Genomic DNA, 12,595 nt, shown 5'->3' on the forward strand with positions numbered 1-12,595 from the left:
GGGTGTTCCCGCCGGCGGGAGACGCCGCCACGGATTCTCTTCGGAAATTCTCGGGATCTCTGCATCCGTCGAGGGCCTCCGGCCGGAAGTAGTGCGTGAAGGCCCTTCTCGAGAACCCACCGACCCGCCCGCGGGTCCCATCGTGAAAGAGGAACATCGTGAACACCTCCCGCTTCTCCCGCCGTCTCCTGACCGGAGCCTGCGTCGGCGCCCTCGCGGTCGTCGGCCTCGCTGCGGCCCCTGCCTCCGCGGCGGACGCCGACTCGGCCGACCTGTACGTCCTCCACGCGGTCCCGGACACCCCGGTCGACGTGTACGTCAACGGAGCACTGACGCTCGACGACTTCACCCCCGGATCGCTCGCGGGCCCGCTCGACCTGCCGACCGGCACCTACACGGTCGCGATCACCGCTGCCGACGCCGCCGACGCCAGCGCCCCGGTCATCGGCCCGGTCGACCTCGCCCTCGAGGCCGGCAAGAGCTACACCGTCGCCGCGCACCTCAAGCCCGACAACACCCCCACGGCGACGCTGTTCCCGAACGACATCTCGGCCACTGCGGCCGGCGAGGGTCGCCTGACGGTCCGTCACATCGCGGCGGCACCCGCCGTCGACATCCTCGCGGGCGGCACCCCGGTGCTGACCAACGTGACGAACCCCAACGAGGGCATCCTGAACCTCGCCCCGGCGACCATCTCGACCGTCGTCGCGGCGACCGGCACGACCACTCCGGTGATCGGCCCGGCCGACGTCCAGGTCCAGGAGGGCGTCAACACGATCGTCTACGCCTGGGGCAGCCTCGAGGCGGGCAACCTCGCCCTCGCGACGCAGACCATCGACGGCCTGCACTCGACGCCGAGCGGTGTCCCCGCCGGTGAGGCCGGCCTCGCGGCCGACAACCGCCCCGACGCTGCAGCGGGATGGTGGGGCGCCGCGGCGCTCGCCGCTCTCGCCCTCGCCGGTGCGACCCTGATCGGGCGCCGCAAGGCCGTGTCGGGTCGCTGACCCGTCTCCCGACCGCCGGTCCGGAAGCGCTGGAGCGCCTCCGGACCGGCCACCCCGATCACGAGAATGGAGGACACCGTGAGCAAGAGCCCCCTCTCCCTCCGCGTCCTCGCCGTGATCGGCACGATCGTGGTCGGCGTCGGCCTCGGCGGCTGCTCGGCACAGGCGGCCGGGGTCGTGCCCGCCCCTGACGCGAGCACGCCGGCACAGCAGCCGACGCCGACCACGATCCCCACCCTGACGTCTCCGCCCGTGCCGTCGGTCCCGATCGGCGACGCCCGGCTCGGGGCGACCCCCGCGCCGACCGTGCTGGCTCCCACCCGGATCGCCGTCGACGGCCTCCCCGTGGACATGCCCCTCGAGCCAGTCGGCGTCGCCGACGACGGCACCATGGAGCTCGTCCCGGACACGGACGTCGCCGGCTGGTACCGCTTCGGCGCCGGCCTCGACGAGCCCGACGGCACGATCGTCATCGCGGCACACGTCGACTCCCTGACCTACGGGCTCGGCCCCTTCGCCGAGCTGAAGAAGGCGCAGCCGGGCCAGACGGTCCGCCTGACGGCGCCCGACGGCTCCGAGCGCGCCTTCGTCATCGGCAGCGTCGAGACGACCGACAAGACCGCAGTCGACCTCTCGTCCGTCTTCGTCAGGGACGGGCCGCCCCGCCTGGTGCTGATCACCTGCGGCGGCGACTTCGACTACGACACCCGCCACTACCTCAGCAACGTCGTCGTCACGGCCGAGCCGGCACCGTGACCCCGCCGACCAGACGCCGCCCCGTCGTACGATGAACGGAGCGATCGTCGCAGCGCCGCACGCATCCCCGGCACGGCGCCGCCCCCATCCCAGGAGGATTCCCCTGACCGACGCCGAGACGAGCGAGCCCCTCGACGGGGCGGCCGACGAGCGCGCCGTCGTGCACCGCCTCGGACTCCGCTTCGCGGCGGGGGAGGAGCACGCGCTCACCGAGGCCTACACCCGGTGGTCCCCCCTCGTCTTCACCCTTGCTCTTCGATCCCTCGGCGACCGGGGGGAGGCGGAGGACGTGGTCCAGCGGGTCTTCGTCTCGGCCTGGACGGGTCGCGAGAGCTTCGATCCCGCCCGCGCCGCCCTCGGCGCCTGGCTCGTGGGGATCTCGCGGAACCGCATCGCCGACGCCCACGAGAGCCGCTCCCGGCAGAGGCGCCTCACGCAGGCTCTCGTGGCGGTCGCTCCCCGGGACGAGGGCGAATCGCCCGTCGACCTCGAGGCGAAGGTGCTCGTGGCCGATGAGCTCGCCCGCCTCGATCCCGTCCCGCGGCGGGTGATGAGCCTCGCCTTCTACGACGATCTGACGCACACCGAGATCGCCGAGCGCACCGGGCTCCCGCTCGGTACCGTCAAGAGCCACATCCGCCGAAGCCTCGATCGACTCCGCTCCCGACTGGAGGTGAGCAGCATATGACCCATCTCGACCCCGACGAACTCGCCCTGCTCGCCCTCGGTGAGCCCTCCTCCGACGCCGATGCCGCTCACCTGCGCGACTGCCCCGAGTGCGCGCAGCAGCTGGTCGAGCTCGGCCACGCCGCCGGCATCGGTCGTGCCAGCAGGTCGTTCGTCCTCGAGGCTCCGCCCGCGGCGGTCTGGGACCGCATCCACGACGAGCTGGCGCTCGGTACGGCCTCGCAGCCGGTCCTCGCTCCGGTGACCTCGCTCGCCGGTGGCCGTCACCGCCCCGAGCGCCGCCGCCGTCGGGCACGGCGCACGCTCGGCGCCGTGGTCGCCGCCCTCGCGGCCCTCGTCGTCGGTGTGGCCGGGGGAGCGTGGTGGCAGGCGTCCCGCAGCGGTGACGCCGTCGTCGTCGCCCGCGCCGATCTCGAGGCCTTCCCCGGCTGGCAGGGCGCGAGCGGCAGCGCCGAGCTCGAGGACTCCGACGGTGAGCGTCAGCTCGTCGTGCACCTCGACGCGGCGGGGGGCGCCGACGCCTACCGCGAGGTGTGGCTGATCGCCTCCGACGCCTCCGGACTGGTCGGCCTCGGTGTGCTCGACGGGGCGGACGGCCGCTTCACCGTGCCGGCCGACGTCGACCTCTCGCAGTACTCGCTCGTCGACGTGTCCGAGGAGCCGCTCGACGGCGATCCCGCGCACTCCGGCGACTCCATCGTGCGCGGCCCCCTGCTCGAGGGCTGAGCGCGCTCAGGCGGCCGTGCGCTCCTGGAGGAGCGCGGTGAGCGCCTGCACCGCCGCCGACGGCCGCGGGGCCGTGCACACCGAGAGCTCCCACACGAGCCCCGGCCAGTCGAGGCCGATGGCGCTCACCCCCTCGAGGGGAGCGACGCCGGCGCGGGGGACCACGGCAGGTCCGAGGCCCGCCTGCACGAAGCGGGGGATGCCGGGCAGGTCCGCCACCTCTGTGGCCACCCGCCTGGTCGCCCCGGCGGCTCGGAAGGCCCGGTCGACCGCGACCCTGTTGCCGAAGCCGGCCGGCGTGTCCACGAAGGTCAGGCCGTCCAGATCCCGAGGAGTCGGGTGCGTGCTGCCCGCGAGGTCGCCCGAGCTCTCGACGAGGAGCACGTAGTCGCTCCTGATGACGGTCGTCACCGCGAGGTCGGCCAGGTCGTCCCCCGGCAGAGCGAGCAGCGCGAGGTCGAGCCGCCCCCGCCGCAGGTCCTCGGCGAGACCGGTCGAGCCGGTGGTCGAGGTCCGCAGGAGGAGGTCGACGAGGGGGTGCCGGCGACGGTAGGCGCCGAGCGCGCCCGGCAGGTCCACCAGGTCCAGCGCCGAGAAGGTGCCCATGCGCACCCGTCCGCGCAGACCCGCTGCGTCCTCGGCGGCGAGCGAGCGCATCCGGTCGAGGCCGTCGATGGTCGAGCGTGCCGTCGGGAGGAGCGCCTCGCCGACCGCGGTCAGCGCGACCCGCCGGGTCGACCGGGTGAACAGCGGCGCTCCGAGCTCGTGCTCGAGCGCGCGGATGCTCGCCGAGAGCGTGGACTGGACCACGAAGAGGCGAGCCGCCGCGCGGGTGAAGTTGAGCTCCTCCGCGACCGTGACGAAGGCGGCGAGCTGGCGATCGTCCATCCCGTCATTATCCATCTCGACCGATCAATGCGACCGAGATCATCCGTTGGACGTGGATGCCGGAGAGGAGCACTCTGAACCCGTGCCCACCTCAGACCTCGCCCCCGCGCCCCTCACCGCCGCACCCTCCCGCCGCCCCGTCCTGCCGCACGGCCACGGCTTCTGGGTCATCGCGGTCGCCTTCCTCGCCGTCATGGCGTTCTCGACCGTCCCGACGCCCCTCTACGCGATCTACCAGCAGCGCGACGGGTTCCCGGCTTTCGTGGTCACGGTCGTGTTCGCCGCCTACGCGGTCGGAGTCGTCGCCAGCCTCTTCCTCGCCGGTCACGTCAGCGACTGGCTCGGCCGCCGCCGCATCCTCCTGGCGTCGATCCTCGTCGAGGTGCTCGCGAGCGCGGTCTTCCTGCTCTGGCCCGAGGTGCCTGGGCTCATCGTCGCCCGGCTGCTGACGGGTCTCGGCGTCGGCGCCCTCACCGCCACGGCGACCGCGCACCTGTCCGAGCTGCGCGCCGTCGCCCGGCCCGACGAGGGCCCCGGCACCTCCCGCGCCGTCTCGACGCTGGTCAACATGGGCGGGCTCGCCCTCGGCCCGCTGGTCGGCGGGATCTTCGCGGTGACCGTCGACCGCCCCCTGGTCGTGCCCTACGCGGTGTTCCTGGTGCTGCTGATCGTCCTCGGCCTCGCCGTCGCGCTCGTCCCCGAGACCGTCGAGCGCCGCGAGATCCTGCCCGCCTACCGTCCGCAGCGGCTCGCGGTCCCGGAGGCGTCCCGCGGCACCTTCCTGTCGGCCGCGGTCGGCGCCTTCGCCGGCTTCGCGGTCTTCGGCCTCTTCACCTCGCTGGCCCCCACCTTCCTCGCCGGCCGGTTCGGCGAGACGTCGCACCTCGAGGCGGGTGCGGTGTCGTTCGGGGTCTTCGCCGCAGGAGCCGTCGCCCAGCTGGTCTCGACCCGGCTGTCGTCCCGTCGGGCGCTCGGACTCGCCGCAGCCGCTCTCACGGTCGGACTCGTGCTCGTCGCGGTCGGCGCCGTCGTGGTCTCGCTCGCCGCGTTCGTCGCCGGCGGGGTGATCGCCGGCGCGGGGGTCGGCCTGCTCTTCCGCCTCGCTCTCGGAGTCGCGAGCTCGCTCGCCTCCGACGAGACGCGCGGCGAGGTGCTCGCGGCGATGTTCCTGGCCGCCTACCTCGGGCTCGCCGTGCCGGTCCTCCTGATCGGCGCCGCGCTCGCCCTGCTGCCCTCGGTGCCGGTGCTGCTCGGCTTCGTCGCCGTGGTGCTCGTGCTGGTGCTCGCCGCGATCGCGCGGATGCGGCGCGCGGCCCAGTGAGAACGCGCCGGGTCGAGGCCCGCGCGCCCCGGCCCCGCGCTCCACAATGGAGGCATGAAGCTCTTCTCCTTCGGGCGCGGTGACGCCGACAACCCCCTCCCCTCGAACGACCGGGGCTCGGGCAAGCTCGACGACTACGACTACGACCTGCTGCCCAAGTCCCGCCGGGGAGAGACCCTGCTCGGCATCGCCGACTCCCTCCCTCACCAGGACGAGCTGGCCCGCATCCTCGGCTTCGGCGAGGAGGAGGTCACGGCGATCATCCCGCGCCGCTCGCCCGAGGAGGAGCGCACCGACGCCCCGATGCCCGTCCGGCTCTTCGCGAACCAGCGCCCCTCCGACCTGGTCGGCTACGTGCCGCGCGGGCTCGAGAACGTGGTCGACGCCGCGCTCGCCCGACTCTCGGAGGCGGGCAAGCAGCCCCGTGTGCCCGCCCGGATCGTGAAGAGCAAGGGAGCCCTCCGCGTGCAGCTGCTGATGCACGAGACCCGCGGCTGACCCGCGGATCCTGGCCCGGGGGCACCCGTGCTGATAGCATGAACCGGTTCCGAATCCGAAAGCGGCCGCCGGCTGCAGCCGGATTCGAACCACGGAGCAGGCTGGCAGGAAGCTGGTCCTCGGTGGTGGAGTCCCGGATCGACGTCGCACTCGCGGCGTTCTGCCGCACGGCAGGGTGCCCGACGGCACAGGCAGACCCGGAGCTTTTCTACTGGTGGCCAGCACGAACGCCCTCCACACGACGGCACGGCGCGAAGCCCTGCCGTGGAATCGTCTCGATTCCTGACCGGAACGCTGCTCCGACGAACGCCGGCACCCAGAAGGGGTGCCGCTGCAGACGTTAAGGAGACAGACCTCTTGGAAGGTCCTGAAATCACATTCGCCGAAGCCGTTCTCGACAACGGCTCGTACGGCACCCGCACCGTCCGCTTCGAGACCGGCCGCCTCGCGCAGCAGGCTCAGGGAGCGGTCGCCGCGTACCTCGACGAGGACACCATGCTCCTCTCGGCCACCTCGGCGTCGAAGAACCCGAAGGACAACTTCGACTTCTTCCCGCTGACCGTCGACGTCGAGGAGCGCTCCTACGCCGCCGGCAAGATCCCCGGCTCGTTCTTCCGTCGCGAGGGACGCCCCTCGACCGAGGCGATCCTGGTCTGCCGTCTGATCGACCGGCCGCTGCGCCCCTCCTTCGTCGAGGGGCTCCGCAACGAGGTCCAGATCGTCATCACCGTCCTCAGCATCGCTCCGGACGAGTTCTACGACGCTCTCGCGATCAACGCCGCGAGCGCCTCGACCCAGATCTCCGGGCTGCCCTTCTCGGGTCCGATCGCCGGTGTGCGCCTCGCGCTCATGTCCGACGGCTCGGGCACCGACCAGTGGGTCGCCTTCCCCAAGGCCTCGCAGCTCGAGAACGCCGTCTTCGACCTCACGGTCGCGGGCCGCGTCGTCACCAACGAGGATGGCTCCTCCGACGTCGCCATCATGATGGTCGAGGCCGAGGCCACCGAGTCCTCCTGGAACCTCATCAAGGCGGGTGCGACCAAGCCCAACGAGGCCGTCGTCGCCGAGGGCCTCGAGGCCTCCAAGCCCTTCATCCGCGCGCTCGTCGAGGCGCAGGCGAAGCTCGCGAGCTCGACCGCGAAGCCGGTCAAGGACTACCCGGTGTTCCTGCCCTACACGCAGGAGGCGTACGACAACGTCGCCGAGCTCAGCTACGACGAGCTCGTCCGCGTCTACCAGATCGCCGACAAGGTCGAGCGTCAGGACGCCGACGACGCCCTCAAGGCGAAGGTCAAGGAGCAGATCGCCGAGCGCATCGCCTCCGGTCGCCTCCCCGCCGAGGCGTACTCGCAGGTCTCCGGTGCCTACAAGGCCGTCACGAAGGTGGTCGTCCGCGGCCGGATCCTCCGCGACGGCGTGCGCATCGACGGTCGCGGCCTCGCCGACATCCGTCCGCTCGACGCCGAGGTGCAGGTCATCCCGCGCGTCCACGGCTCGGCGATCTTCCAGCGCGGCGAGACCCAGATCCTGGGCGTCACCACGCTGAACATGCTCAAGATGGAGCAGCAGATCGACTCGCTGTCGCCTGTCACGAAGAAGCGCTACCTGCACCACTACAACTTCCCGCCCTACTCCACCGGTGAGACCGGTCGTGTCGGGTCGCCGAAGCGTCGCGAGATCGGGCACGGCTTCCTCGCCGAGCGCGCCCTCGTGCCGGTGCTGCCGAGCCGCGAGGAGTTCCCCTACGCGATCCGTCAGGTGTCCGAGGCGCTCAGCTCCAACGGCTCCACGTCGATGGGCTCCGTCTGCGCGTCGACCCTGTCGCTCCTCAACGCCGGTGTGCCGCTGCGCGCGCCGGTCGCGGGCATCGCGATGGGCCTCGTCTCCGACGTGGTCGACGGTCAGACCCGCTACGCGGCGCTGACCGACATCCTCGGTGCCGAGGACGCGCTGGGCGACATGGACTTCAAGGTCGCCGGCACGTCCGAGTTCGTCACCGCGATCCAGCTCGACACGAAGCTCGACGGCATCCCGTCGTCGGTCCTCGACGCCGCGCTCAAGCAGGCGAAGGACGCCCGCACCACGATCCTCGCGGTGCTCACGGCGGCCATCGACCAGCCCGACGAGATGGCCCCGACCGCGCCCCGCGTGATCTCGGTCCAGATCCCCGTCGACAAGATCGGCGAGCTGATCGGCCCCAAGGGCAAGACGATCAACGCGATCCAGGACGAGACCGGCGCCGACATCTCCATCGAGGAGGACGGCACCGTCTACATCGGCGCCGTCGACGGCCCGTCGGCCGAGGCCGCCCGCGCCCAGGTCAACGCGATCGCCAACCCGACGAACCCCGAGGTCGGCGAGCAGTTCCTCGGAACCGTCGTCAAGCTCGCGACCTTCGGTGCGTTCGTGTCGCTCCTCCCCGGCAAGGACGGACTGCTGCACATCAGCGAGGTCCGCAAGCTCGCCGGTGGCAAGCGCGTCGAGAACGTCGAGGACGTCCTCGGTGTCGGCCAGAAGCTCCTGGTCCAGATCACCAAGATCGATGACCGCGGCAAGCTCTCCCTCGCGCCCGTCGTGGCCGAGGAGGCGGAGGCGCTCGTCGTCGCCGTCGAGGAGCCCGTCGAGAGCTGATCCCTCTCGCGCGATCGAGACGCCCGTCCCACTCCGTGGGGCGGGCGTCCGTCGTCTCCCGGTGATGGGCCGTCCCGCTCCGGTGGGGCGGGCGTCCGTCGTCTCCCACCTGGGGTACGGTGGCCGGACCGTGCCGTCGCACCGCCCCGACCGGAGGACCCCGTGACCGACCCGACGCCCCTGGCCCCCGAGCTGGAGACGCCTCCTCCGTTCCGCACTCTCGGCCGCACCGGGATCCCGATCCACCCGCTGGCCCTCGACGGCTCCGTCTTCGGCTGGGCCACCGCCATCGACGACACGACGGAGGCGCTCGACGCCTTCGCCGCACTGGGCGGCACGCTGATCTCGACCGCCGACCACTACGCCACGGGCCGCAGCGAGTACATGATCGGCCGCTGGCTCGAGTCGAGCGGCTCGCGCGAGCGGATGCTGATCGCGACCAAGGTCGGCCGTCACCCCGATGCACCGGGCCTCGCCGCCCCCGACGTGACCGCGGCCGTCCAGGGCTGCCTCGAACGCCTCGGGACCCGCATTGACCTGCTGTCCTTCGACAGCGAGGACCCGGAGGTGCCGATCGAGGAGAGCCTCGCCGCTGTCGCGCCCTTCCTCGCCGACGGCTCGGTCGGCGCGCTGGGCGCCGCGCACTTCAGCGGCGCGGCACTGGCCGAGGCCGAGGAGGCCGCCCGCACCCTCGGCCTGCCGCCCTTCTCAGTCGTCATCGCCGAGTACAACCTCATGGAGCGCAGCGCCTACGAGTCCGACGTCGCCCCCGAGGTCGAGCGCCAGGGCCTCGCGACCCTCGCCCGCCTGCCGCTCGCGAGCGGCTACCTCACCGGCCGGCTGCGGCACCGCTCCGACGAGCCGGAGTCGGTGATGTTCGAGGCCGCGCTCGACTACATCGGCCGGCACGGCAACCGCGTCCTCGCCGTCCTCGACGAGCTGGCGGAGGCGCACGGCACGAACCCGGGCACGATCGCCCTCGCCTGGGTGCTGTCGCACCAGGAGGTGGCGGCGGCCGTGATCCGCGCGCGGGGGGCCGCCGACCTCGAGTCGGTCTTCGGCGCCGCCTTGATCCCGCTCACCCGGAGCGACATCGCGCAGCTCGACCGCACCTCGGCCTGACGGCCGGGTCCGTCAGCGGCGGAGGATCCGCGCCTCCCACGGTCCGAGCGTCGATCCGGAGGCGCCGCGGACGTTGCCGAGCACCGTCTCGGCGCCGGCCCACTCGTCGAGCAGCGCGACCTCGAGCGGCTCGCCCGAGACGTTGCCGACGACGAGCAGCTCGTCGCGCCCCGACCGGGTGAAGGCGAACAGGCGGGGATGCTCGGCCTCGAGCAGCGTGAAGCGGCCGAGCTGCACCGTCTCGTCCTCGTGGCGCAGCGCGATCAGCGCGCGGTAGTACTCGAACACCGACCGCTCGGCGGCGCGGTCGGTCTCGACGTTGACCTCGACGTGGTCGGGGTTGACCGGGATCCAGGGGACGCCGGTGGTGAAGCCGGCGTTCGGGCTCGAGTCCCACTGCACCGGGGTGCGGGCGTTGTCGCGGCTCTGCGCGCGGAGCCCGGCGAGCACCGACTCCGGGTCCTCGCCGCGCTGGTCGACGGCCTCCGCGTAGTAGTTCAGCGACTCGACGTCGCGGAAGTCGTCGATCCCCGAGAACGGCACGTTCGTCATGCCGATCTCCTCGCCCTGGTAGATGTAGGGCGTGCCGCGCTGCAGGTGCAGGAGCGTGGCCCACAGCGTCGCGGACTCGTAGCGCCAGGCCCCGTCGTCGCCGAAGCGCGACACGAGCCGGGGCTGGTCGTGGTTGTTGAGGTAGAGGCTGTTCCAGCCCTTCTCGGCGAGTCCGTCCTGCCAGCGCGCGAGGTTGGCCTTCAGGGCGACGAGATCGACCGGAACGGGGTGGAACTTGTCCACTCCGTGGTCGATGCCGACGTGCTCGAACTGGAAGACCATGTCGAGCTCGCGGCGGGCCGGGTCGGTGACGAGCACCGCCTCCTCGAGGGTGACGCCCGGCATCTCGCCGACCGTCAGATAGGCGCCGTCGCGCCCCGCGAAGACCGCTGCGTGCATCTCCTGGAGGAACTCGTGCAGCCGCGGGCCGACACCGCCGACGATGCCGGAGCCGCCGGCCGCGCCGTCGATCGCCTCGACGTCCTTCGAGACCAGGTTGATGACGTCCATCCGGAAGCCGTCGACCCCGCGGTCGAGCCACCAGTTCATCATCGCGTGCACGGCCTGCCGCACCTCGGGGTTCTCCCAGTTGAGGTCGGGCTGCTGCACCGCGAAGAGGTGGAGGAAGTACTCCTCCGTCGCCGGATCGAGCGTCCAGGCGGGGCCGGAGAAGTACGAGCGCCAGCCGTTCGGCGTGGCGGTGTCGAGCCCGGCGGCAGCCGCGGCCTCGAGCTCGTCGCCCGCCACCACGGTCGCGCGACCCCTGCGCCACCAGTACCAGTCGCGCTTAGGGTCCTCCTGCGAGGAGCGCGACTCGACGAACCACGCGTGCTCGTCGCTCGTGTGGTTCACCACGAGATCCATCACGATCCGGATGCCGCGCTCGTGCGCCTCCTCGAGCAGCAGGTCGAACTCGGCCAGCGTCCCGAAGAGCGGGTCGATGTCCTGGTAGTCGGAGATGTCGTAGCCGTTGTCGTGCTGTGGGGAGGGGTAGATCGGGGAGAGCCAGATCACGTCGATGCCGAGATCGGCCAGGTGATCGAGCCGGGAGCGGACGCCGCCGAGGTCTCCGACGCCGTCGCCGTTCGAATCGGCGAACGAGCGGGGGTAGATCTGGTAGACGACGGCGCTGGTCCACCAGGGCGTCGACGGGGTCGGGGTGAGGGGCTCCATGAGCCCGAATCTATCCGTCGCGACCGACATCTCGGCGCCCGCCGCACCGCCGCCGCAGTCGTGCGAGTCGAGGAGGAGGCGGGAGTGTAACGATCGGGTTAATCCCCTTCGACGCCCTCGGGACGGCCTCCCGCCGCTCGGCTACTCTCGGTCCTGGCGGGAACCCGAGCCGCCGCAGGGAGAGTGGTGGCGTGCCGAGGGTCAGGGCCGCAGCCAAGGCCGTCGCAGCCGCGCGCACGCCGCGCCGCGCGGGCGCCCTCGACTCGGTCGCTCCCGTGGATCCGGTCGTCCCGCACACCCACCGCCGCCCCCTCGGCGAGACCGCCGAGGCCCTCTTCCCGCTCATCCTCGACGCCGCGGCGCTCGGTCGGCGCAGCGCCGACGGCCCCGACCTGCTCGAGCGCTACGCCGCCTGGGGCGGCAACGGCGTGGTCGTGACCGACACCGAGGGCTCGGCCCAGGGCGAGGAGGCGGTCGGCCGCTGGCTCACCGGCCACCGCGATCGCGACCGCTTCCTCCTGATCGGCCGCTTCGGCGCCTCGACCGGCTCCGCTCCCTCGCCCCGCGCGCTCGTAGCCCGCGTCGAGGAGTCGCTGCGGCGCCTCCGCACCGATCGTCTCGACGTGCTCGCCCTGCGTCCCGACGGCGCCGGTCGACTCGACGAGCTGCTCACCGCCGCCGAGGTGCTGCTCGCCCGCGGCGCGGCCCGCGCGGTCGTCGCCTCCGGTTTCAGCGCCGAGGAGCTCTTCGAGGCCCGGGTGCTCGCGGCTCACGGACTGCCGCGGTTCGCCGCGGTCGAAGTGCGCTACAACGTCCTCGAGAGCGCGGAGGCCGAGGGCGACGTCGGTCTGGTGGCTGCGGGGCAGGGCCTCTCCCTGCTCTCGACCCTCCCGCTCGCCCACGGGTTCCTGCGCGGTGCGGCGCGGACGCGGAGGGAGGTCGGCCGGCTCCCCGACGGCGCCCTCGCGCTCGCGCACCTCGGCCGCCGCGGCCGGCGCGTGCTCGCCGCGCTCGACGCGATCGGGTCGGAGCTGTCGGCGGCTCCCGCCGCTGTCGCCCTCGCCTGGCTCCTCGCGCGCCCGGGCCTCGCCGCCGCGACCGTCGATCCGAGCAGCACCGCCGATGTCGACGAGCTGGTCCGCGCCGTCTCGCTCGACCTCGAGGACGGCCATCTCGCCGCCCTCGACCGCGCGCGCCGCTGACGTCGCGGCCCGGGCAGCGGCTCCCGGCCGCCGAC

Annotated in this window: 11 protein-coding genes; 9 read left to right on the top strand and 2 right to left on the bottom strand. The window is 72.6% G+C overall.

The features are described 5' to 3' along the window. The first annotated feature begins 158 nt into the window (after nucleotides 1-158). The 4 genes from B9Y99_RS14705 (at nucleotide 159) to B9Y99_RS14720 (ending at nucleotide 3,173) form a co-directional block, all read left to right on the top strand. Complete coding sequence (locus tag B9Y99_RS14705; protein WP_244274939.1) at nucleotides 159-1,004, top strand: DUF4397 domain-containing protein; 846 nt, start codon at nucleotides 159-161, stop codon at nucleotides 1,002-1,004. A 78-nt stretch (nucleotides 1,005-1,082) separates the two neighbouring features. Further along, on the top strand, nucleotides 1,083-1,760 hold the full coding sequence (locus B9Y99_RS14710) for a class F sortase (protein WP_165759634.1): 678 nt from the start codon (nucleotides 1,083-1,085) through the stop codon (nucleotides 1,758-1,760). A 31-nt stretch (nucleotides 1,761-1,791) separates the two neighbouring features. Continuing rightward, nucleotides 1,792-2,448 (top strand): RNA polymerase sigma factor, encoded by a 657-nt coding sequence (locus B9Y99_RS14715; protein ID WP_085477275.1) that lies wholly within the window; start codon nucleotides 1,792-1,794, stop codon nucleotides 2,446-2,448. Further along, a complete protein-coding gene (locus tag B9Y99_RS14720; RefSeq protein WP_085477276.1) occupies nucleotides 2,445-3,173 on the top strand; it encodes an anti-sigma factor in 729 nt (242 codons plus the stop codon). Before B9Y99_RS14715 ends, B9Y99_RS14720 begins: the two co-directional genes overlap by 4 nt. Nucleotides 3,174-3,179: 6 nt before the next feature. Here B9Y99_RS14720 and B9Y99_RS14725 read toward each other — a convergent pair whose 3' ends face one another. Beyond that, the gene (locus B9Y99_RS14725) at nucleotides 3,180-4,061 is read right to left on the bottom strand and encodes a LysR family transcriptional regulator (RefSeq protein WP_085477277.1); all 882 of its coding nucleotides are present in this window, start codon (nucleotides 4,059-4,061) and stop codon (nucleotides 3,180-3,182) included. Between the two features lie 82 nt (nucleotides 4,062-4,143). Between B9Y99_RS14725 and B9Y99_RS14730 the strand changes: the two genes are divergently transcribed. The 4 genes from B9Y99_RS14730 to B9Y99_RS14745 all read left to right on the top strand — a co-directional run bounded on the left by B9Y99_RS14730 (nucleotide 4,144) and on the right by B9Y99_RS14745 (nucleotide 9,633). Continuing rightward, nucleotides 4,144-5,382 carry an MFS transporter gene (locus B9Y99_RS14730; RefSeq protein WP_244274941.1) on the top strand — a complete coding sequence of 413 codons (1,239 nt, stop codon included), beginning with the start codon at nucleotides 4,144-4,146 and terminating at the stop codon, nucleotides 5,380-5,382. A 54-nt stretch (nucleotides 5,383-5,436) separates the two neighbouring features. Continuing rightward, nucleotides 5,437-5,880 carry a hypothetical protein gene (locus B9Y99_RS14735; protein WP_085477278.1) on the top strand — a complete coding sequence of 148 codons (444 nt, stop codon included), beginning with the start codon at nucleotides 5,437-5,439 and terminating at the stop codon, nucleotides 5,878-5,880. A 357-nt stretch (nucleotides 5,881-6,237) separates the two neighbouring features. Next, a complete protein-coding gene (locus B9Y99_RS14740) occupies nucleotides 6,238-8,511 on the top strand; it encodes a polyribonucleotide nucleotidyltransferase (RefSeq protein ID WP_085477279.1) in 2,274 nt (757 codons plus the stop codon). Between the two features lie 162 nt (nucleotides 8,512-8,673). Then, nucleotides 8,674-9,633, top strand: a complete 960-nt coding sequence (locus B9Y99_RS14745) for an aldo/keto reductase (protein ID WP_085477280.1) — start codon at nucleotides 8,674-8,676, stop codon at nucleotides 9,631-9,633. Between the two features lie 12 nt (nucleotides 9,634-9,645). Here B9Y99_RS14745 and B9Y99_RS14750 read toward each other — a convergent pair whose 3' ends face one another. Beyond that, nucleotides 9,646-11,358, bottom strand: a complete 1,713-nt coding sequence (locus tag B9Y99_RS14750) for a glycoside hydrolase family 13 protein (RefSeq protein WP_085477281.1) — start codon at nucleotides 11,356-11,358, stop codon at nucleotides 9,646-9,648. 191 nt (nucleotides 11,359-11,549) lie between these two features. Here B9Y99_RS14750 and B9Y99_RS14755 point away from each other — a divergent pair, with 191 nt between their 5' ends. Next, the gene (locus B9Y99_RS14755; RefSeq protein ID WP_165759635.1) at nucleotides 11,550-12,560 is read left to right on the top strand and encodes an aldo/keto reductase; all 1,011 of its coding nucleotides are present in this window, start codon (nucleotides 11,550-11,552) and stop codon (nucleotides 12,558-12,560) included. The last annotated feature ends 35 nt before the right edge of the window (nucleotides 12,561-12,595 follow it).

Source organism: Rathayibacter oskolensis, from assembly GCF_900177245.1.
In the GTDB taxonomy this organism is placed as follows: Bacteria; Actinomycetota; Actinomycetes; order Actinomycetales; family Microbacteriaceae; genus Rathayibacter; species Rathayibacter oskolensis.

Excerpts from the sequence above, each read along its gene's own strand:
- B9Y99_RS14735 (WP_085477278.1), top strand. The coding sequence starts at position 5,437 with ATGAAGCTCTTCTCCTTCGGGCGCGGTGACGCCGACAACCCCCTCCCC.
- B9Y99_RS14750 (WP_085477281.1), bottom strand. The coding sequence starts at position 11,358 with ATGGAGCCCCTCACCCCGACCCCGTCGACGCCCTGGTGGACCAGCGCC.
- B9Y99_RS14725 (WP_085477277.1), bottom strand. The coding sequence starts at position 4,061 with ATGGACGATCGCCAGCTCGCCGCCTTCGTCACGGTCGCGGAGGAGCTC.
- B9Y99_RS14715 (WP_085477275.1), top strand. The coding sequence starts at position 1,792 with ATGAACGGAGCGATCGTCGCAGCGCCGCACGCATCCCCGGCACGGCGC.
- B9Y99_RS14720 (WP_085477276.1), top strand. The coding sequence starts at position 2,445 with ATGACCCATCTCGACCCCGACGAACTCGCCCTGCTCGCCCTCGGTGAG.